The sequence below is a fragment of the Dechloromonas sp. A34 genome (assembly GCF_026261605.1).
Taxonomy (GTDB): Bacteria; Pseudomonadota; Gammaproteobacteria; order Burkholderiales; family Rhodocyclaceae; genus Azonexus.
Window position 1 is genome coordinate 3,828,724 of sequence record NZ_CP102486.1, and the last position, 19,329, is coordinate 3,848,052.

The window sequence follows — 19,329 nt, forward strand, 5'->3', positions numbered from 1 at the left end:
ATCACGCTTAACCTCAGGCCGAAAAAACTGTAGCTGCTAAAAATGTATCTCCTACAAGATCCTTTCCGGAAAGCACTGGATCTCTGGGCAGCGGCCATTGAATCGCCAGATCTGCATCATCCCAACGAATACACCGCTCATACTCCGGCGAGTAATAGTCCGTCACCTTGTATAAAAACTCAGCGGTCTCGCTTAGCGTCAGAAATCCATGTGCGAACCCCGGCGGAATCCATACCTGCTTCTTGTTCTTGGCCGAAAGCACCTCACCGACCCAGCACCCGAAAGTTGCCGATTCCTTACGGATATCGACCGCCACATCGAACACCTCGCCCTGGACCACACGCACGAGCTTACCCTGGGCCTTTGGAGGAAGCTGATAGTGCAGCCCGCGTAAGACATTTCTTGCGCTTTTCGAGTGATTGTCCTGCACAAAGATTATCCTGCTGCCGACAGCTTCATCGAAGGCCTGCTGGTTGAAACTCTCAAAGAAGAACCCTCGCTCGTCGCCAAAAACCTGCGGCTCGATGATTAGTATGTCGGGAATGGCCGCTGACACAATTTTCATCAGAACCCCCGATCCTTGAGCACGCTGACTAGATACTGACCATAGGGATTCTTCAGCATTGGTTGGGCAAGGCGCTCAAGCTGAGCGGCATCTACCCACCCCTTTCGGTAGGCGATTTCCTCTGGGCAAGCGATCTTTAGACCTTGGCGCTTTTCGATGGTGGCGATGAACTGACTGGCGTCGAGGAGACTTTCGTGCGTGCCGGTATCGAGCCAGGCATGACCACGACCCATCACCTGAACGTTCAGCTGCTGACGTTCCAGGTAAATGCGGTTCACATCGGTGATTTCCAGTTCCCCGCGCGGCGACGGCTTCAGGTCGCGGGCAATGTCGAGCACCTGGTTATCGTAGAAATAGAGGCCGGTGACGGCGTAGTTTGATTTCGGGGTCTGCGGCTTTTCTACAAGGCTGACCGCCTGGCCGGACACATCGAACTCAACAACGCCGTAACGCTCAGGATCTTGAACATGGTACGCGAAAACGGTGGCACCAGTCTTGTGCTGCCCGGCGACCGCCAGATCGTGGGCGAGTTCATTTCCGTAGAAGATGTTGTCGCCAAGCACCAGTGTGCTGTCACCATGGCCAATGAATTGGCGGCCGATGATTAAGGCCTGGGCCAGGCCATCCGGGCTGGGCTGCACGGCATATTGCAGGTTCAGCCCCCACTGGCTGCCGTCGCCGAGCAACTGCTCAAAGCGCGGCGTGTCCTGCGGCGTCGAAATTATCAGGATGTCACGAATCCCAGCTAGCATCAGCGTGGTCAGCGGATAGTAGATCATCGGCTTGTCGTGAATCGGTAGCAACTGCTTCGAGACCGCTAGGGTTACCGGGTACAAGCGGGTGCCGGAACCGCCGGCAAGGATAATGCCTTTGCGAGTGGTCATATATGCACTCCATAGTGTTTGCCGACCCAGTTATGGTAGACACCGCTCGTGACATTGGCCACCCAGCTCTGGTTGTCGAGATACCACTGCACCGTCTTGCGGATACCGGTCTCAAAGGTTTCTGCCGGCTTCCAGCCTAGTTCGCGCTCGATCTTGGAAGCGTCGATGGCGTAGCGGCGGTCGTGGCCCGGGCGATCCGTCACGTAGGTGATCTGGTCGCTATACGCTTTGCCATCGGCACGCGGGCGGAGTTCATCCAGGATAGCGCACAGTGTGTGCACGACGTCGAGGTTGGGCTTTTCGCTCCAGCCACCAATGTTGTAGGTTTCGCCGAGCCGGCCGGCTACCAGCACCCGACGGATCGCCGCACAGTGATCCTTGACATACAACCAGTCACGAATCTGCTGACCGTCGCCATAGATGGGCAGCGCCTTGCCGGCCAGCGCGTTGTGGATGACCAGCGGAATCAGCTTTTCCGGGAAGTGGTAGGGGCCGTAGTTGTTGGAGCAATTGGTGGTCAATACCGGCAGGCCATAGGTGTGGTGGTAGGCGCGGACCAGATGGTCACTCGCCGCCTTGCTGGCGGAATAGGGGCTGTTCGGTTCGTAGCGATGGTTTTCGGTGAAGGCGGGGTCGCCTTGCTCCAGGGAGCCGTACACTTCATCGGTAGAGACATGCAAGAACCGGAATCCCGTCCTCGCCTCGCCCTCCAGCGCGTTCCAGTAGGCTCGAACGGCTTCGAGCAAGCGGAAGGTGCCGACGATGTTGGTCTGGATGAAATCTTCCGGGCCATGAATACTGCGGTCGACATGCGATTCGGCCGCGAAATTGATCACCGCGCGCGGTCGGTGCTTGGCGAGAAGCCGGGCAACCAAGTCAAAATTGCCAATGCTGCCCTTGACGAACAGATGGCGCGCATCACCATCAAGCGCCACCAGGTTTTCCAGGTTGCCGGCGTAGGTCAGGGCATCGAGGTTGACGACGGGTTCGTCCGACTGGCCCAGCCAGTCGAGCACAAAGTTGCTACCGATAAAACCAGCGGCTCCAGTGACGAGAATCATCGCCCGCTACCCTTTTTCCGAAACCGTTAATTATACCGCAGTGCAGCACGCCCTTTGAATCCGGACTCTGGACAAGACAGGAGCCGCTCGTATCGCGTCGCTCATTCCTCACGCACCCGCAAAAAGCTGGCGAAACGCGGCAGGCCGTTGCGTGTCAGGTCACGATAGCGATAGGTGACTAGGGCACCGATCGGCGGCGGGTCGCGACGTATCCGGTCGGTGAATCCGGTTCCCAGCGAGAACTCTCTACCGTCATCCGTGCGCACCCGCAAGGCGCCCAATCGCCCTGCGTTCCGCCCCTTGCCCGGCTGATGGGCGATGACTACGGCCTCGGCATCTTCCCAAGGTTTCATCTTGAGCAGGGTATCGCTGCGACCGGTTTCATAGAGCGCATCGGCGCGGTGCAGCATCAGGCCCTCGCCACCGGCCTTGACGACCTCCTGCATGCGTTTTTGCAGACTGCTGCGATCGACGACGGGAGATTGCCCGATTGACTGCAACCACGGCACATTGGCCTGCCCGACCAACTCGCGGATGTGCTCGACACGCTGGGCAAACGTGCCCGGCGCGTCAGGTAGCTCGAAGATCATGTAGCGGACCTGCCGCCATTCGTTATCATCCGGCGCTTCGCGGCGAACGATACCGGAAAGGCGTTCAAAACTCCCCCGCCCTATCCACAACTCGCCGTCGAGCGGCTGCCTGGGCAGTCCATCCGTAAACCAGCTCGGTGCATGGATCGTCTTGCCGCTGCGAAAGCGCAGCACCTGTCCATCCCAGATGGCGCGCACGCCGTCGAGTTTTTCACTGACCAGGTACTGCGTGACGTTGACCTGGCTGCGATAGACCTCGGCCAACAGGATCGTGGGCGGAGCAGCCTCGACTCGGCAGACCAGAAGAGCCAGTGCGAGGCCCAGCCAGAGCACCCGCAGCAAGGCTCGCATTTAGACCTCGCCGGCCCAGTTCCGGCGGGCCTGCCGGGCGATGCCGAAGACCTCTTCCAGTCGCTCGCCGTCGTTTTGCGCCAATGCCAGGCGAAGTTCGTCGAGTTGCGCCCGGTAGCTATCAAGTTCGCCGAGCAGGGCTTGGCGGTTGGCGAGACAGATGTCGCGCCACATTTCCGGATGGCTGGCGGCGATTCGCGTGAAATCGCGAAAACCCGAAGCCGCAAAGGTAAAGAACAGGTCGGCGTCATCACGCACAGCCAAGTCATGCACCAGCGCAAAGGACAACAGATGTGGCAGATGGCTGACGGCGGCAAAGACGCGGTCGTGCATTTCGGGCGTCAATTCATAGATGTCAGCGCCGCACAACGACCAGGCGCGCTTAATGCGGTCGAGCGAGTCGTCGTTGTTCTCCGGTAACGGCGTCACGACAACCTTCTTGCCCTGGTAGAGATCCCAGCGCGCCGCGCTCGGGCCACTGTTTTCCGCGCCGGCAATCGGGTGGGCCGGGACGAATTGGCCGATGCGCTCGCCAAATGCCGCACGAGCGGCAGCAACGACGTCGCCTTTGGTCGAACCGCCATCGGTGACGATGGTATTGGAACCAATATAGGGTTCGATCCGGGCGAAAATTTCCGGCATCTGGGCGACCGGTGTCGCGACCAGAACAATGTCTGCTTCCTCGATTTCATGCGTCGGATTGATGCCGGCGCGGTCGATCACCCCCAATTGCTGGGCGGCACGTAGCGTCGCCGGCGTCCGGCCAAAACCGACCACCTCCTCCACAGCCCCGGCCTCCTTGAGGGCCAGCGCGAAGGAGCCGCCGATCAGGCCGGTACCGAAGACGACGACCTTGCCGAATTCAGGCATTTACAGCGCCTTCTCCAGCGCCTCCAGGAAGCGCCGATTTTCCGCCTCCTTGCCGATCGTCACCCGCAGCCACTCAGGCAGGCCGTAACCGCCGATCGGGCGGACAATAACCCCTTGCTGGAGCAACTTGTGATTGATCGCTGCCGCTTCGCCGGCCCTGAAGGTGACGAAATTGCCGTGCGAGGGAATGTGTTCCAGGCCGAGAAGCTTGAAACCGGCAACCAGCTGCTCCATGCCACGCCGGTTCAGTTCATAGCTCTCGGCGACGAACTGATGGTCGTCGAGCGCCGCAACGGCTGCCGCGATCGCCAGATTATTGACGTTGAACGGCTGGCGAACCCGGTTCATCAGGTCGGCGATTTCGGCCGAGGCCAGCGCATAGCCGACGCGCAAGCCGGCCAGGCCGAAAATCTTCGAGAAGGTGCGAGTCACAACCAGATTCGGGAACTCCTCGATCCAGGTGGCAGTGTCGACGCGCTCGTCGAGTGCGATGTACTCGTTATAGGCCTCGTCGAGCACAACCACGACGTCCTTCGGCACGAGTTCTAGGAAGGCGCGTACCTCCGGGTATGGCAGGAAATTACCGGTCGGGTTGTTCGGGTTGGCGATCCAGATCAGGCGCGTATCGGGCCGGATGGCGGCACGCATGGCATTTAGATCGTGGCCGTAGTCCTTTGCTGGTGTCGCGATCAGTTCGGCGCCGGTCGACAGCGTGGCCAGCGGGTAAACCGCGAAGGCATGCTGGGCAAAGATCGCCGAGCGGCCCGGGGCGAGAAAGACACGGGCGGCCAGATCAAGCACATCGTTGGAACCATTGCCGAGCACAACCTGGTTCTGGCCAAGACCGGTACGCACGGCGACCGCCTTGATCAGATCGAACTGGTCGGGATAACGCTCGATGCCGCTGATCGCCGCCTCGACCGCCATCCTCGCCTTCGGGCTCATGCCCAGCGGGTTTTCGTTGGAGGCCAGCTTGACGATCTGATCGACCGGGATGCCCATTTCGCGTGCCAGTTCGGTGATCGGCTTGCCCGGCTGATAGGGCGAAATGGCACGGACATAAGACAGCGCTTGTTCAGCGAGGCTCATCGGTAATCTCTCAATAAACGGCAACCGGGTAAGACCCGAGAATTTTCAGATAGGCGGCACGAGCGGCCAGTTCATCAATGGCCGTCTTGACCGCCGGGTCGTCATGATGACCATCGACATCGACGTAGAACACATACTCCCACAACGCGTTACGTGCGGGCCGCGACTCAAGGCGGGACATCGAAACACCGGTGTGCGAGAAAGGCAGCAGCAACTCATGCAAGGCGCCGGTGCGATTCGGGGCCGACATGATCAAGGAAGTCTTGTCGCGCCCGGACGGCCCGGCATCGTGCTTGCCGAGCACCAGGAAACGGGTCGTGTTGTTCGGCTCGTCCTCGATGTTCTCGGCCAGCCGCGGCAGGCTGTAACGCGCCGCTGCGGCTTCGCCGGCAATCGCCGCCGCCCCGGCCTCCGCCGAAGCCATCTGCGCCGCCTGGGCATTGCTGCCGACCGAAATGCGCTGGGCGTTGGGCAAGACGCGATTCAGCCACTCGTGGCACTGGGCCAGCGACTGAGCATGCGAATAGACCTTGGTGATCTTGCTCAGATCGGTTTCGTTGGAGAGCAGGTTCTGATGGATGCGCAGCACGACCTCACCGCAGATTTTCAGCTGCGTGCCGAGCAGCAGATCCATCGTTCGGCCGACCGCGCCCTCAGTCGAATTCTCGACCGGCACGACGGCATAGTGGGCATGACCGGATTCCACTTCGCGGAAGACGTCGTCGATCGACGACTGCGGCAGCAGCCGCGCCGCATGGCCGAAATGCTTGGTCGCAGCCGACTCCGAGAAAGTGCCAAGCGGCCCGAGGAAAGAGATCCCCAGCGGCTCTTCCAGCGACAGACAGGCCGACATCACCTCGCGGAAAAAGAAGGTAATGTTCTCGCCAGCCAGCGGACCAGGATTGACATCCTGCAGGCGGCGCAAGACCTGGGCCTCGCGTTCCGGGCGGTAGATATGCCCGGCTTCACCGTGCTCGGCCTTGATTTCGCCGACTTTCTGGGCGCAACGTGCTCGCTGGTTGAGCAGGCGCAACAATTCGGCATCGATACCGTCGATTTCGGCTCGCACGCCGGCCAAGGCCTTTTGCAGATCGTCGCTCATCGGCGCCTACCCGTTTCGTTTGGCGAAATCGTTCATGAAATCGACCAGCACCTGCACGCCTTCCAGGGAAACGGCATTGTAGATCGAAGCGCGCATGCCGCCGACCGACTTGTGGCCTTTCAACGACATCAGACCTGCCGCTTTCGACTCGGCGAGGAAGGTGGCATCGAGCTCCGGCCGGGCCAGCGTGAAGGGCACGTTCATCCGCGAACGGCAATCGGGATCGACCGGGTTGTGGTAGAACCCGGCCGAGCCGTCAATGCACTCGTACAGAATGCGTGCCTTTTCGGCGTTGACCGCATCAATGGCCAACAGCCCCCCTTGGCGCTTCAGCCACTGGAAGACCAGACCGGCAATATAGATAGCGTAGGTTGGCGGCGTGTTCAGCATCGAGCCGTTTTCGGCCATGACCGCGTAATCCATCACTGTCGGGATATTGAGCGGCGCCATGCCGAGCAATTCGTTGCGCACGATGACCAAGGTCAGGCCGGACGGGCCGATATTCTTCTGGGCCCCGGCATAGATCAGGCCAAATTTCTCAACATTGATTGGCCCGGACAGGATATGCGATGACATGTCGACAACCAGCGGCACGCCGGTATCCGCAATCTGCTTGGCCGGGATTTCGACACCGTGGATCGTCTCGTTGGTACACAGGTGCAGGTAGGCCGCAAACGGATCGAGTTTGATCTCCGCCGGCGTCGGCAGCCGGGTAAAACCGCTGCCTTCGGTGGTCGCCGCGCAGCGCACATTGCCAATGCGCTGCGCCTCCTTGAATGCCTTCTTCGACCACGAGCCGGTGACAATGTAGTCGGCCGAACGCCCGGCCAGCAGGTTCATCGGAATCTGCGCGAACTGCTGCGTCGCTCCGCCCTGCAGGAAAAGCACGGTGTAACCGGCGGGAATGCCCAACAATTCGCGCAAGTCAGCCTCAGCCTGAGCGAGGATGGACATGAATTCCTTGCCGCGATGGCTCATTTCCATGACGCTGCAGCCGGCGCCGTGCCAGTTGAGCATTTCCTCCTGCGCCTGGCGCAGGACTTCCTCTGGCAGAGCAGCCGGGCCGGCGCTGAAATTCCAGATTCGACTCATCAGGCCTCTCCACTTTCATCGTTACCAGCTTCGTCGGCAGCCGGTGCCGGCGTGTCGACCGCTATGTCACCAGCCACTTCACCTTCAGCTTCGACATCAACCTCGACGACCGATTCGGCTACCTTCTCCAGGCCGGCCAGTTTCTCGCCATTATCCAGCGAAATCAGCGTCACGCCCTGCGTCGCCCGACCCATGCCGCGGATTTCCGCGACGCGGGTGCGGATCAATACGCCACCGGTGGTGATCAGCATGATCTCGTCGTCATCATTGACCAGCTTGGCGCCGACGATATTGCCGTTGCGTTCGCTGTCGGCAATCGCACGTACGCCCTGTGTGCCGCGACCGGAATGGCGGAAATCGGCGAGCACGGTACGCTTGCCGTAACCGTTCTCGGTCGCCACCAGCACCGTCGCCTGATCGCTCTCGGCGACCAGCAGGGAAATCACCGACTGGCCTTCCTGCAGCTTCATGCCACGCACGCCACGGGCGCCACGGCCCATCGGACGGACGTCTTCCTCGTCGAACCAGACCGCCTTGCCGGCATCCGAAACGAGCACGATATCGCTCTGGCCAGTGGTCAGCTCGACGCCGACCAGGATGTCGCCTTCGTCCAGCGCGACGGCAATGATGCCGGCCTTGCGCGGGTTGGAGAAGTCGGAGAGCGGTGTCTTCTTGACGGTGCCCTGAACGGTGGCCATGAAGATGTACTGGTCGTCGGAGAACTCCTTGACCGGCAGCACGGCGTTGATCCGTTCGCCCTCTTCCAGCGGGAAGAGATTGACGATCGGCTTGCCTCGGCTGGTCCGGCTACCCTGCGGTGCTTCGTAAACCTTCAGCCAATAGCAGCGGCCGCGGTTCGAGAAGCACAGGATGTAGTCGTGGGTATTGGCGACGAACAGGTGATCGACGAAATCCTCATCCTTGATCGCCGCCGCCTGCTTGCCGCGCCCACCGCGCTTCTGGGCGCGGTAATCAGCCAGCGGCTGGGCCTTGACGTAGCCACCATGCGACAAGGTGACCACCATGTCCATCGGCGTGATGAAATCTTCGATGCCCAGTTCCTGCGTGTGCAGCACGATCTCGGAGCGGCGCTCGTCGCCGAACTGGTCGCGGATCAGGGTCAGTTCGCCGACGATGATTTCGGTGATGCGCTCCGGCTTGGCCAGGATGTCGAGCAGATCGAGGATCTTGGCCATGACGTCCTTGTATTCGTTGACGATCTTGTCCTGCTCGAGACCGGTCAGGCGTTGCAGACGCAGTTCGAGAATAGCCTGGGCCTGGGCGTCGGAGAGGCGATAGCCTTGCTCGGACAACCCGAATTCGGGGGCCAAGCCATCCGGCCGCGAGGCGTCGGAGGCAGCACGGACCAGCATTTCCTCGACCACCGGGCTACGCCACTGGCGCCCCATCAGACCGACCTTGGCGTCGGCCGGGGTCGGCGCCGCCTTGATCAGGGCAATGATTTCATCGACATTGGACAGCGCGACGGCCAAACCTTCGAGGATATGGCCGCGTTCGCGCGCCTTGCGGAGTTCGAACACGGTGCGCCGGGTAACGACTTCGCGGCGATGCGACAGGAAGCATTCGAGCATCTGCTTCAGGTTCAACAGGCGCGGCTGGCCGTCGACCAGCGCTACCATGTTCATGCCGAACGTATCCTGCAACTGCGTCTGCTTGTACAGGTTGTTGAGGATGACCTCGCCGACTTCGCCGCGCTTCAGTTCGATGACAATGCGCATGCCGGACTTGTCCGACTCGTCGCGAATATCGGAGATACCCTCGATTTTCTTCTCGTTGACCAGTTCGGCAATCTTCTCGATCAGGGACTTCTTGTTCACCTGATAGGGAATCTCGTCGACGATCAGCGCCTGCCGACCGTTGCTCTTTTCCATATCCTCGAAATGGGTGCGGGCGCGCATGATGACGCGGCCGCGACCGGTCTTGTAGCCTTCGCGCACGCCCATCACGCCATAGATCAGCGCGGCGGTCGGAAAATCCGGAGCAGGGATGTACTCGATCAGATCATCGACGCCGATCGCCGGGTTTTCGAGCAGCGCCAGGCAGCCAGCAATCACTTCATTGAGATTGTGCGGTGGAATATTGGTCGCCATACCGACCGCAATGCCGGACGAGCCGTTGATCAGCAAATTCGGGATGCGCGCCGGCATGACCAGCGGTTCGTTCTCGGAACCGTCGTAGTTCGGCCCGAAATCGACGGTTTCCTTGTCGAGGTCTTCGAGCATCTGGTGGCCGATCTTGGCCATGCGCACTTCGGTATAACGCATTGCCGCCGCACTGTCGCCGTCGACCGAACCGAAGTTGCCCTGGCCATCGACCAGCATGTAGCGCAACGAGAAATCCTGCGCCATGCGGACGATGGTGTCGTAGACCGCAGTGTCGCCGTGCGGGTGATATTTACCGATGACGTCGCCGACGATACGGGCCGACTTCTTGTACGCCTTGTTCCAGTCGTTGGACAGCTCGTGCATCGCGAACAACACGCGGCGATGCACCGGCTTCAGGCCGTCGCGCGCATCCGGCAGGGCGCGGCCAACGATGACGCTCATCGCGTAATCGAGATAGGAACGCCGCATCTCGTCTTCGAGGCTGATCGGCAGAGTTTCTTTGGCGAATTGGTCCATGTCTCACTTCGCACCGCTTGCGCGATGCCTTTATTGGTTGAATCGAGCGGAATTTGCTATTTTACCACGCGACAACTACCGGACAGCCCCCCGTTTCATGACATTCACCCCCGAAGTAATCGACCTCCTGATCGAAGCCCGCTGGATTGCCGCTGTCGACCCCGATGTCGTTCTCAAGAACCACGCCGTCGCCATCAACCACGGTCGTATTCTCGCCGTACTACCGGCCAGCGAGGCACGCACCCGCTACCAGGCAGCGCAACGGGTAACCCTGGACGAACACATTCTGATTCCCGGGCTGATCAACCTCCACACCCATGCCGCGATGTCCCTGATGCGCGGCCTGGCCGACGACCTGCCACTGATGGAATGGCTGCAGAAACACATCTGGCCGGCCGAAGCCGAGCACGTTTCGGCGCAATTTGTATACGACGGCACCCGACTGGCTTGCGCCGAAATGCTCAAGGGTGGCATCACCTGTTTCAACGACATGTATTTCTACCCGGAAGCGGCAGCCACAGCCGCTGCCGAGCTTGGCATGCGCACCATGCTCGGGATAACAGCACTGGAATTCCCGACCCCCTACGCCAGCGACGCCGACGATTACCTGGACAAGGGACTGGCTGTCCGCGAACTCTGGCGAAACAACCCACTGATCGGTTTCTGCCTGGCTCCACACGCCCCGTACACCGTTTCCGACCGCAGTTTCGAGCGCATCCTGACGCTCTCCGAGCAACTGAATCTCCCCATTCACTGCCATATTCACGAAACCCGGCACGAAGTCGAGGAAAGCCAGCGCCAACATCAGCAGTCGCCGCTTGAACGCCTGCACCACCTCGGACTCCTCGGGCCTGGGTTCATCGGTGTACACGGGGTGCACCTCGCGGAAAGCGACCTCGAATTGCTCGCCGCCACCGGCAGCAGCATCGCCCACTGCCCAACCTCCAATCTCAAACTGGCCAGCGGCATCGCACCTGTGGTGCGAATGCGACAACTCGGCATCAACGTCGGCCTCGGCACCGACGGCGCGGCAAGCAACAACCGCCTTGACCTGTTCGGCGAAATGCGCCTCGCCTCATTGCTAGCCAAGGGCACGAGCGGTGACGCATCGGCGCTACCGGCCCGCGACATCCTGCGCATGGCCACCTTGAACGGGGCCATCGCCCTGGGCCTGGGTCATGAAATCGGCTCAATTACCGCCGGCAAGGCAGCCGACCTGTGCGCCGTCAATCTGGGCACCCTGGAAACAAAACCCTGTTTCGACCCGGTGTCCCATCTCATTTACGTAGCCGGTCGAGAATCCGTCAGCCATGTTTGGGTGGCTGGAAAGTGTTGCGTAGACCACAAAACCAAGCCAAATCCAGCGCAAAATGACTTGGATTCGGCTATTGCCCTATGGCAAAATAAGTTGGAATTCCGCCAGGAGCCTTAATTCACTGCTCTGATACGGGTTAAAAGTTTCCAAATTTTCTTCAACGAGGGAAAACAATGATCAAAAACATCGCCAAGAAATCTCTGCTTCTGGCACTGCTGGCCGGTATCGGCTTCGGTGCTACCGTTGCCCAAGCCCAAGAACGCGTTTATGTGATTGACCAGCGCGACGTCGTCGCCAAGAGCGGCTTCGGCCTGTGCTGGCGTACCGGCTACTGGACCCCGGCTGCCGCCGCCAAGGATGCTGCTGGCTGCGAATGCGACAAGGACCTGCTGCCGAAGGAAGCCTGCGAAGCCAAGGGTGCCTCGACGACTGGCGCTCCTGCCGCGATCGGCCCGAAGCCGACTGGCGAGAAGATCACCGTCGCTGCTGACGCGCTGTTCGACTTCAACAAGGCTGTCCTGCGTCCGGAAGGCAAGGCCAAGCTTGACGAGCTGGTTTCCAAGGCCAAGGCCATCAAGCTCGAAGTCATCCTCGCTGTCGGCCACACCGACCGCATCGGTGGCGACGCCTACAACCAGAAGCTGTCCGAAAAGCGCGCTGCCGCGGTCAAGGAATACCTGGTTGCCAAGGGCATCGAAGCCAACCGCGTCTACACCGAAGGCAAGGGCGAAAAGCAGCCCGTGACCGGCAATAAGTGCAAGGGCACCGCCAAGACCAAGGCTCTGATCGACTGCCTGCAGCCGGATCGCCGCGTCGACATCGAAGTCATCGGCACCAAGTAAGCTGTCGCTGCTACAATCGAAAGCCCTGCCTCGGCAGGGCTTTTTCTTTTTCTACTCGCGAAAAAAACATGCTCAACGCCGACCCTGCCGAACTGGAAAAATTTGGTGACCTTGCCCATCGCTGGTGGGATCCAAACAGCGAATTCAAGCCGCTGCACGACATCAACCCGCTGCGCCTCGACTGGATCGACCGCCATGTCGGCCTGCGTGGTAAACGCGTACTCGATGTTGGTTGCGGCGGCGGGCTACTCTCCGAAGGCATGGCGGTCCGTGGCGCCGAGGTTACCGGCATTGATCTTTCGGAAAAGCCACTGGGCGTTGCCAAGCTTCACTTGTTGGAAAGTGGTCAGCAAGTCGATTACCGCAAGGTCGCCGTCGAGCAATTGGCAGAAGAAATGCCCGGCGCCTTCGATGCGGTGACTTGCCTCGAAATGCTCGAACACGTACCCAATCCATCGAGCATCGTTGCCGCATGCGCCCGCCTGGTCAAACCCGGCGGCCAGGTCTTCTTCTCGACCCTGAACCGCAATCCGAAGTCCTACCTGTTCGCGGTCGTCGCCGCCGAGTACGTCCTGAACATGCTGCCCAAGGGCACCCACGACTACGCCAAGTTCATCAAGCCTTCCGAACTGGCTCGCTGGGCGAAAATGGCCGGACTGGAGCCCGACGAAGTCATCGGCATGAGCTACAACCCGCTCAACCAGCGCTATACGCTGGGCAGTGACAGCAGCGTCAATTACCTGATGCGCGCCACGCGGCATGTTTGAAGCAGTCCTCTTCGATCTCGACGGAACCCTGGCTGACACCGCGCCCGACCTGGGAAGCGCAGCCAATGTTCTGCTCGTCGAAGAAGGGCGGGCGCCGCTGCCCCTCGAAACCCTGCGCCCCTACACCTCGCAAGGCGTGCGCGGCCTGCTCCGGGCAGGCTTCGGGATCGACAAGGATCATCCCGATTACGACCAACTGGCGCAGCGCTTCCTGGAAATCTACGCCAGGCGGCTGTGCGATCAGACGACCCTCTTTGCGGGCATTCCGGAACTGCTCGATGCACTCGACAGCTTGGGCCTGGGCTGGGGTATCGTCACCAACAAACGGATGCGCTTCACCGATCCGCTGGTCGAACTGCTCGCCCTTGCCCCGCGCACCAACTGCGTGGTCAGTGGCGACACCACGGCCGAAGCCAAGCCCTCGCCACTGCCTATCCTGCACGCCTGCGATCTGCTGCGCTGCAAGCCGCAACGGGCACTCTACGTCGGCGACGACCGGCGCGACATCGAAGCCGGGCGCGCCGCCGGCTGCCTGACGGTAGCTGTTTCCTACGGTTACCTCGGCGACGGCGGCCCGCTGCATACCTGGGGCGCCGACCTGATCATCGACCACCCGACCGAACTGGCCGAATTTCTGGCTAGCCGAGTTGCGCCGAAATAAGCAGGTTGCGCGGCGTCAGCCGGCGTTCGCAAAAACTGCCAAGGCTGACTGAGTAGCCGCGCTGCTCGAGCGATACGGCCAGATCGAGCGCCAGCCAGATTTCGAGCGGACGGCGAAAGGCGTGGCGGACAATCGACAGACGCATCAGGTCGCGAAAACGTTGCCAGCCCAGGCGCTCGAATTCATCGGCTGACGCACTGCCGACCTCGCGCAAGCCCTCGCGCCGGTTCATGTGGCCGAGAAAATCGGCAAAGCCGTCACGCAGCCAGGCATCGGCGACCGGTTTGAAGCTGCGATAGCCTTCGACACTGACCGTCCGCCGGTAAGCATCGAACCCGAGTTTCCAGGCAATGGCCCGGTCACGCTGCCGCGTTTCGCGCGGCGCTGCGGTCACCGTCTCGGTCACCGCCAGCCGCGTGTCGTCGCGCGTCAGGCGAAGCTGTGGCGATGCCGACAGCGGCTGGTAATGTTCCTCGACACCCCGGTAATAGCAGCAGGGCGCGATATCGAAACGGGCGACGCCCTGCTCGGCCCCATGACGAATCAGACGGCGGTGCAGTTCGCCACAGGCATGCAAGGCTACGGCGTGCTGATCGGCGCTCGGCCAGTCGGCAGTGCGCAGGGCATCCGCCTGAACGAAATACTGGCGCACCGAAGCCCGCTGGGCGAGCGCCTCACCGGCCGCGCAAAGCGCAGGATCGATTTCCAGCGTGTGCACTGCCGACTGCCATTCGTTGGCCAGCAGCCGACCGAGATGCCCCTTGCCGCCACACCAATCGATCACCGGTTGTCCGCTGCACCGGGCAGCGGCAGCAAAGGCTTCGATCTGCTGACGCTTGCGCCCGGGAATCTCCCAAGCCCAACGATCCCCGCGAGCCGCCAGCCCGACTCGCGGCAATTCCGGCATTGCGCTCAAGGGGGCGATCGCCTCGACCCCGGGCCAGTAGCGGGCGAGCAGCGCCAATGCCGCCGCCCCGTCGTCGTTCAGGCGCACCACCTCGTCATCGGGCAGCGCCAGCAGCTCGTCGGCCAGGGCCGGCCAACGCGTACACCAATCGGGGCGAATTTCGCGGAAAGGTTGCGGATGCCAAAGCGGGCGAAAAGCCAGTAGCAAGGCATCGAGCTGCCGCTGGCGAGCGGCGAGATTCACTTCACTGCAGCCCGCGATTCACGCCGCCGATAGCCGACGACAGCCGGAATCACTGCCAGCGCGAGAACCAGCAGCCCCAGCCCGAACGGCCAGAGGACCGGGCTGTTCCATTCGCGGCGGGCAGCTACCCGGTCAGTTGCATCGATGCGCTGATATTTCAGGATGTTGTTGCCGACATCGTTCGGTTTGCGGTTCTTCAGCCAGCGATGCCCCAGCGTGTAGCTCTTCGGATGCAGCCCGAAAACCCAGGGGGCGTCGTGGTGCAGGATGCGGTTCATCCGGCGGACGGTCTCCAGGCGCTCCGGCGTGTTCTCCATATTTTTCATTTGCAGGAACAGGCGATCGAATTCCGGATTGGCGTAATTGGAGGCGTTCTCGCCGCCCTTGGCGACCTTGCCCTCGTTGCCGTCGAGCAGGAAGAAGAAATTCTCCGGGTCGGGGTAGTCGGCATTCCAGCCCAGGTAGTAAAGCTGGACATTCCCTTTACGTATCTTGTCCTGGAAGCGATTGAAATCAGTCGACCGAATGACCAGCTGGATGTCGACCTTGGCGAATTGCCGGGTCAACCAGTCGAGCCGCGACTTCTCGCCCATGCCGCCGCCGGTGGTGTCGAGATTGACGACCAGCGGCTCGCCGGTTTTTTCATCCCGTCCGTTCGGGTAGCCGGCCTCGGCGACCAGCTTCTTCGCCACCTCGACCGGCTTGCGCTTGGGCCGGCCATCGACCCAGTCGTACACCACGCTGTCGATGCCCGCCTCGCCCTCTTCGTAGCCGAAGATGCCGGGCGGCAGCGGCCCCTGCGCCGCAATGCCGCGACCGTTCTGGAAGATGGAAATGAACTCTTCCTGATCGATGGCGATCGAGATCGCCTGGCGCAGCTTGGTGGCGCGCGGGTTCAGTCCGCCGACCACCGGATCGAGCATGTTGAAGCCCATGTAGAAAGTCGAGCTTTTGACCGAGGTCAGCAGGCGGATGCCCTTGTCCCGCATCTCGTCGGTCAGCGCGACATCGCCGCCGACATTGACCCGGACCGCCTGATCGAAGCTGTCCGAAGAAATCCCCGAGGCATCGTAATATCCCTGCAGGAACTTGTTCCAGTAGGGAATCGCTTCTTTCTCCCGGCTAAAGATGGCCTGTTCGATGAAGGGCAAGGCCTTGCCGCAATCCTCCAGCAGGCCGGCCTCGCGGTCGCCGGCCTCACCCTCGCAGGGATAGGTTTGGCCATGAAAATTCGGATTGCGCGAGAGCACCATACGCCGGTTCGGATCGTTCTCGCTCAACACGAAGGGGCCGGTGCCGACCGGCCACCAGTCCAGGGTCAGGTTCTTGGCCGCCATGCCGGGCTGGGCGAAGAAGCGGTCGGCTTCGCGCGGCACCGGCGCGAAGAAGGGCATGGCCAGCCAGTAAAGGAATTGCGGGTATTTCCCCTTGATACGGATGCGCCAGGTGTGGGCATCGACACGCTCGACCCCGGAAAGCGGGAAGGCATCGAGATCGAGCCATTCGTCTGCCGGCTTGTCCTTGGCCGCTTTCTGCAGGCTTTCGCCGAGTTCCTTGAGACCGACGATCTTGTCGGCCATCATGCCGAAAATCGGCGAATGCAGGCGTGGATGGGCCAGACGCTTGATCTGGTAAATGTAGTCATCGGCCGTTAGTTCGCGACTGCCAGTTTCGGGAAAGTCGGCGATGACCTGGCGCCCGTCCGCCACCTGCTGCCCGAGATAGCGCGGCTGCCCCTGGGCGTCGAGGGCGAAGGCCGGGTGCGGCTGGAAACGGATGCCGGGCTTCAGCTTCAGTTCGTAGACGCTCTCGGCGATCTGTTCAACTGCCGCGCTGGCCGGCAACTCGCGGTCCTGGCTATCGTAGTAGGTGGGTACCGGCACCTGCTCCAGGGTGGCCGCAATCAGTTGGTACGGCCGCTTGAGGTAGTGATATTGCAACGGCGGCTCGTAGATCTGCGCCGTGAAGGTGATTTCATCCTCGGTATAGGACTGTGCCGGATCGAGGTGCTTCGGGCGATCGGTGAATGCCGTATAGAGAATATTGCGCCCACCATCGGCCGCCGGATACGGATCGTTCCAGGACTGGCCGCAAGCGGCCAGGGTGGTGATGAAGACAAGAGCGGCGCAAATTTTTCGCATGGCCGGAAGTTTAGCAAATCACCGGTTGACCGCCCCGCCGGGATTTGCCGACAATGGCTCAAATTCTACGAAAAGGCCGCCGCATGCTCGATACCCGAATTCCCGACTTCTCCCTGCCGGCCACCAGCGGCCAGACTTTCAATCTCGCGGCCCAAGCCGGCAAGGTCGTGGTGGTCTACTTCTACCCCAAGGACAGCACGCCGGGCTGCACCACCGAAGGCCAGCAGTTCCGTGACCTGCACGAGCAGTTTGCAGCACTCGACGCGGTGATCCTCGGCGTCTCGCGGGACAGCGTCAAATCCCACGAGAACTTCAAGGCCAAGCAGAATTTTCCATTCGAACTCGGCTCGGATGGCGACGAGGCGGTGTGCACACTGTTCGGCGTCATGAAAATGAAGAACATGTACGGCAAGCAGGTGCGCGGCATCGAACGCAGCACCTTCGTCATCGACCGCGGCGGCGTTCTGCGCCGCGAATGGCGCGGGGTGAAGGTCCCCGGCCACGCTCAGGAAGTGCTGGATTTCGTCAAAACCCTTTAATCTCCACCACCCAACCAAAGGCCCACTCCATGCCGCGCAAGCCCGCAGCCACCAAGAAGCCCGCCGTTACCAAGATTTTCGTCCTTGACACCAACGTGCTGATGCACGACCCCAGTTGCCTGTTTCGCTTTGAAGAGCACGATGTCTTCCTGCCCATCATGACGCTGGAAGAACTCGACAACCACAAGAAGGGCATGTCCGAAATCGCCCGCAACGCCCGCCAGACATCGCGCATGCTGGACGAATTGCTCGCCCATGACGATGTCGATATCGACGAAGGCATCGACCTCTACGGACCGTCCAGCAAGCTGGCCAGCGGCCGGCTGTTCCTGCAGACCGAAGCGATCAGCGCCGAGTTGCCGCAAGGCCTGCCGACCTCCAAGGTCGACAACCAGATTCTCTCTGTGGTCATCCACCTCCAGAAGAAATATCCGAAGCGCCCGGTCATCCTGGTGTCGAAAGACATCAACATGCGCATCAAGTCGCGCGCCCTCAACTTGCTGGCCGAGGATTATTTCAACGACAAGGTGCTGGAGGATACCGACATCCTCTTCACCGGCACCCGCGCCCTGCCCGACAACTTCTGGGACAAGCACGGCAAGGGCATGGAATCATGGAAAAAGGATAGCAAGACCTACTACAAGGTCACCGGCCCGCTCTGCCCGCAGCTCCTGGTCAATGAATTCGTCTGGCTGGAGAGCGACGGCTTCACCGCCATCGTCAAGGAAGCGGCTGGCAAGACGGCGGTGCTGGAAACGCTGATCGACTACACGCACCCGAAAAATGCTGTCTGGGGCATTACGGCGCGCAATCGCGAACAGAATTTCGCGCTCAACCTGTTGATGAATCCGGACATCGATTTCGTCACCCTGCTCGGCCAGGCAGGTACCGGCAAGACCCTGCTGACGCTGGCCGCCGGACTGACCCAGGTCCTCGAAAGCAAAAACTTCGTCGAAATCATCATGACCCGCGTCACCGTCCCGGTCGGCGAGGACATCGGCTTCCTGCCCGGCACCGAGGAGGAAAAAATGGCCCCGTGGATGGGGGCCCTCGAAGACAACCTCGATGTCCTGACCCACAACGAGGAAGGCGGCGGCGCCTATGGCGGAGATTGGGGCAAGGCGGCGACCAATGACATCATTCGCTCGCGGATCAAGGTCAAGTCAATGAACTTCATGCGCGGCCGGACCTTCCTGAAGAAGTACCTGATCATCGACGAGGCCCAGAACCTGACGCCAAAGCAGATGAAAACCCTGGTCACCCGGGCCGGCCCGGCACCAAGGTAGTCTGTCTGGGCAATATCGCGCAGATCGATACCCCCTACCTGACCGAGGGCAGTTCCGGTCTGACCTATGTCGTCGATCGCTTCAAGGGCTGGCCGCACTCCGGTCACATCACGTTACAACGTGGCGAGCGCTCCCGCCTCGCCGACCATGCGGCCGAAGTGCTATAATCCGCTCTACTTAACCAAAGGGGCCGTGTCACTGACACGGCCTTTTCGTTTCAGCCACGGGCTGTCTCTGCCGGAGGAAATTCTTGAAACGTCGCGATTTTCTAGCATCTGCCGCTGCGCTCTCGCTTTTTGTGTCGGACGCCTGGGCTGCGAAAAAGAAGAGTAACGGTAAACCGGTTACGGCAAAGTCGAGCGCCAAACCGGGACGAAAGCCG

General features: G+C 61.0%; 16 protein-coding genes and 1 pseudogene. 6 read left to right on the forward strand and 11 right to left on the reverse strand.

The window, feature by feature from the left end:
* Nucleotides 1-13: 13 nt before the first annotated feature.
* The 9 genes from rfbC to gyrA all read right to left on the reverse strand — a co-directional run bounded on the left by rfbC (nt 14) and on the right by gyrA (nt 10,246).
* Nucleotides 14-565, reverse strand: a complete 552-nt coding sequence (rfbC, locus tag NQE15_RS19125) for a dTDP-4-dehydrorhamnose 3,5-epimerase (RefSeq protein ID WP_265943747.1) — start codon at nt 563-565, stop codon at nt 14-16.
* Nucleotides 565-1,449, reverse strand: coding sequence for a glucose-1-phosphate thymidylyltransferase RfbA (gene rfbA, locus NQE15_RS19130; RefSeq protein ID WP_265943749.1), 885 nt, complete (start codon nt 1,447-1,449; stop codon nt 565-567). Before rfbA ends, rfbC begins: the two co-directional genes overlap by 1 nt.
* Nucleotides 1,446-2,510 carry a dTDP-glucose 4,6-dehydratase gene (rfbB, locus tag NQE15_RS19135; protein ID WP_265943751.1) on the reverse strand — a complete coding sequence of 355 codons (1,065 nt, stop codon included), beginning with the start codon at nt 2,508-2,510 and terminating at the stop codon, nt 1,446-1,448. Before rfbB ends, rfbA begins: the two co-directional genes overlap by 4 nt.
* A gap of 101 nt (nt 2,511-2,611) precedes the next feature.
* Nucleotides 2,612-3,451, reverse strand: a complete 840-nt coding sequence (locus NQE15_RS19140; RefSeq protein WP_265943754.1) for a DNA ligase — start codon at nt 3,449-3,451, stop codon at nt 2,612-2,614.
* Entirely contained in the window at nt 3,452-4,321 is an 870-nt protein-coding gene (locus tag NQE15_RS19145) for a prephenate dehydrogenase (protein ID WP_265943756.1), read from the reverse strand. It lies immediately after the preceding gene.
* Nucleotides 4,322-5,410 carry a histidinol-phosphate transaminase gene (gene hisC, locus NQE15_RS19150; RefSeq protein WP_265943757.1) on the reverse strand — a complete coding sequence of 363 codons (1,089 nt, stop codon included), beginning with the start codon at nt 5,408-5,410 and terminating at the stop codon, nt 4,322-4,324. It abuts the gene before it with no gap.
* A gap of 10 nt (nt 5,411-5,420) precedes the next feature.
* A complete protein-coding gene (gene pheA, locus NQE15_RS19155; protein ID WP_265943760.1) occupies nt 5,421-6,512 on the reverse strand; it encodes a prephenate dehydratase in 1,092 nt (363 codons plus the stop codon).
* A 6-nt stretch (nt 6,513-6,518) separates the two neighbouring features.
* The gene (gene serC, locus NQE15_RS19160; protein WP_265943762.1) at nt 6,519-7,604 is read right to left on the reverse strand and encodes a 3-phosphoserine/phosphohydroxythreonine transaminase; all 1,086 of its coding nucleotides are present in this window, start codon (nt 7,602-7,604) and stop codon (nt 6,519-6,521) included.
* A complete protein-coding gene (gyrA, locus tag NQE15_RS19165) occupies nt 7,604-10,246 on the reverse strand; it encodes a DNA gyrase subunit A (protein WP_265943764.1) in 2,643 nt (880 codons plus the stop codon). The genes serC and gyrA overlap by 1 nt, the downstream gene beginning before the upstream one ends.
* 97 nt (nt 10,247-10,343) lie before the next feature.
* On the opposite strand from gyrA, the gene NQE15_RS19170 reads away from it, so the two are divergent.
* The 4 genes from NQE15_RS19170 to NQE15_RS19185 all read left to right on the forward strand — a co-directional run bounded on the left by NQE15_RS19170 (nt 10,344) and on the right by NQE15_RS19185 (nt 13,831).
* Nucleotides 10,344-11,678, forward strand: coding sequence for a TRZ/ATZ family hydrolase (locus NQE15_RS19170; RefSeq protein WP_265943766.1), 1,335 nt, complete (start codon nt 10,344-10,346; stop codon nt 11,676-11,678).
* A gap of 56 nt (nt 11,679-11,734) precedes the next feature.
* Nucleotides 11,735-12,403: an OmpA family protein gene (locus tag NQE15_RS19175; protein WP_265943768.1), complete on the forward strand. Its 669-nt coding sequence runs from the start codon at nt 11,735-11,737 to the stop codon at nt 12,401-12,403.
* Nucleotides 12,404-12,471: 68 nt separating this feature from the next.
* Complete coding sequence (gene ubiG / locus NQE15_RS19180) at nt 12,472-13,170, forward strand: bifunctional 2-polyprenyl-6-hydroxyphenol methylase/3-demethylubiquinol 3-O-methyltransferase UbiG (RefSeq protein WP_265943770.1); 699 nt, start codon at nt 12,472-12,474, stop codon at nt 13,168-13,170.
* The gene (locus tag NQE15_RS19185; RefSeq protein ID WP_265943772.1) at nt 13,163-13,831 is read left to right on the forward strand and encodes an HAD family hydrolase; all 669 of its coding nucleotides are present in this window, start codon (nt 13,163-13,165) and stop codon (nt 13,829-13,831) included. The genes ubiG and NQE15_RS19185 overlap by 8 nt, the downstream gene beginning before the upstream one ends.
* Here the strand turns inward: NQE15_RS19185 and NQE15_RS19190 are convergent.
* Complete coding sequence (locus tag NQE15_RS19190) at nt 13,809-14,981, reverse strand: methyltransferase (protein ID WP_265943774.1); 1,173 nt, start codon at nt 14,979-14,981, stop codon at nt 13,809-13,811. The genes NQE15_RS19185 and NQE15_RS19190 overlap by 23 nt on opposite strands.
* Nucleotides 14,978-17,122: an ABC transporter substrate-binding protein gene (locus NQE15_RS19195; protein ID WP_265943775.1), complete on the reverse strand. Its 2,145-nt coding sequence runs from the start codon at nt 17,120-17,122 to the stop codon at nt 14,978-14,980. The genes NQE15_RS19190 and NQE15_RS19195 overlap by 4 nt, the downstream gene beginning before the upstream one ends.
* 83 nt (nt 17,123-17,205) lie before the next feature.
* On the opposite strand from NQE15_RS19195, the gene NQE15_RS19200 reads away from it, so the two are divergent.
* Together NQE15_RS19200 and NQE15_RS19205 are read left to right on the forward strand one after the other, a co-directional pair.
* A complete protein-coding gene (locus tag NQE15_RS19200; protein WP_265943777.1) occupies nt 17,206-17,661 on the forward strand; it encodes a peroxiredoxin in 456 nt (151 codons plus the stop codon).
* A gap of 29 nt (nt 17,662-17,690) precedes the next feature.
* Nucleotides 17,691-19,114: pseudogene (locus tag NQE15_RS19205) on the forward strand (PhoH family protein).
* Nucleotides 19,115-19,329 lie beyond the last annotated feature (215 nt).

Excerpts from the sequence above, each read along its gene's own strand:
- rfbC (WP_265943747.1), bottom strand. The coding sequence starts at position 565 with ATGAAAATTGTGTCAGCGGCCATTCCCGACATACTAATCATCGAGCCG.
- rfbA (WP_265943749.1), bottom strand. The coding sequence starts at position 1,449 with ATGACCACTCGCAAAGGCATTATCCTTGCCGGCGGTTCCGGCACCCGC.
- rfbB (WP_265943751.1), bottom strand. The coding sequence starts at position 2,510 with ATGATTCTCGTCACTGGAGCCGCTGGTTTTATCGGTAGCAACTTTGTG.
- NQE15_RS19140 (WP_265943754.1), bottom strand. The coding sequence starts at position 3,451 with ATGCGAGCCTTGCTGCGGGTGCTCTGGCTGGGCCTCGCACTGGCTCTT.
- NQE15_RS19145 (WP_265943756.1), bottom strand. The coding sequence starts at position 4,321 with ATGCCTGAATTCGGCAAGGTCGTCGTCTTCGGTACCGGCCTGATCGGC.
- hisC (WP_265943757.1), bottom strand. The coding sequence starts at position 5,410 with ATGAGCCTCGCTGAACAAGCGCTGTCTTATGTCCGTGCCATTTCGCCC.
- pheA (WP_265943760.1), bottom strand. The coding sequence starts at position 6,512 with ATGAGCGACGATCTGCAAAAGGCCTTGGCCGGCGTGCGAGCCGAAATC.
- serC (WP_265943762.1), bottom strand. The coding sequence starts at position 7,604 with ATGAGTCGAATCTGGAATTTCAGCGCCGGCCCGGCTGCTCTGCCAGAG.
- gyrA (WP_265943764.1), bottom strand. The coding sequence starts at position 10,246 with ATGGACCAATTCGCCAAAGAAACTCTGCCGATCAGCCTCGAAGACGAG.
- NQE15_RS19170 (WP_265943766.1), top strand. The coding sequence starts at position 10,344 with ATGACATTCACCCCCGAAGTAATCGACCTCCTGATCGAAGCCCGCTGG.
- NQE15_RS19175 (WP_265943768.1), top strand. The coding sequence starts at position 11,735 with ATGATCAAAAACATCGCCAAGAAATCTCTGCTTCTGGCACTGCTGGCC.
- ubiG (WP_265943770.1), top strand. The coding sequence starts at position 12,472 with ATGCTCAACGCCGACCCTGCCGAACTGGAAAAATTTGGTGACCTTGCC.
- NQE15_RS19185 (WP_265943772.1), top strand. The coding sequence starts at position 13,163 with ATGTTTGAAGCAGTCCTCTTCGATCTCGACGGAACCCTGGCTGACACC.
- NQE15_RS19195 (WP_265943775.1), bottom strand. The coding sequence starts at position 17,122 with ATGCGAAAAATTTGCGCCGCTCTTGTCTTCATCACCACCCTGGCCGCT.
- NQE15_RS19200 (WP_265943777.1), top strand. The coding sequence starts at position 17,206 with ATGCTCGATACCCGAATTCCCGACTTCTCCCTGCCGGCCACCAGCGGC.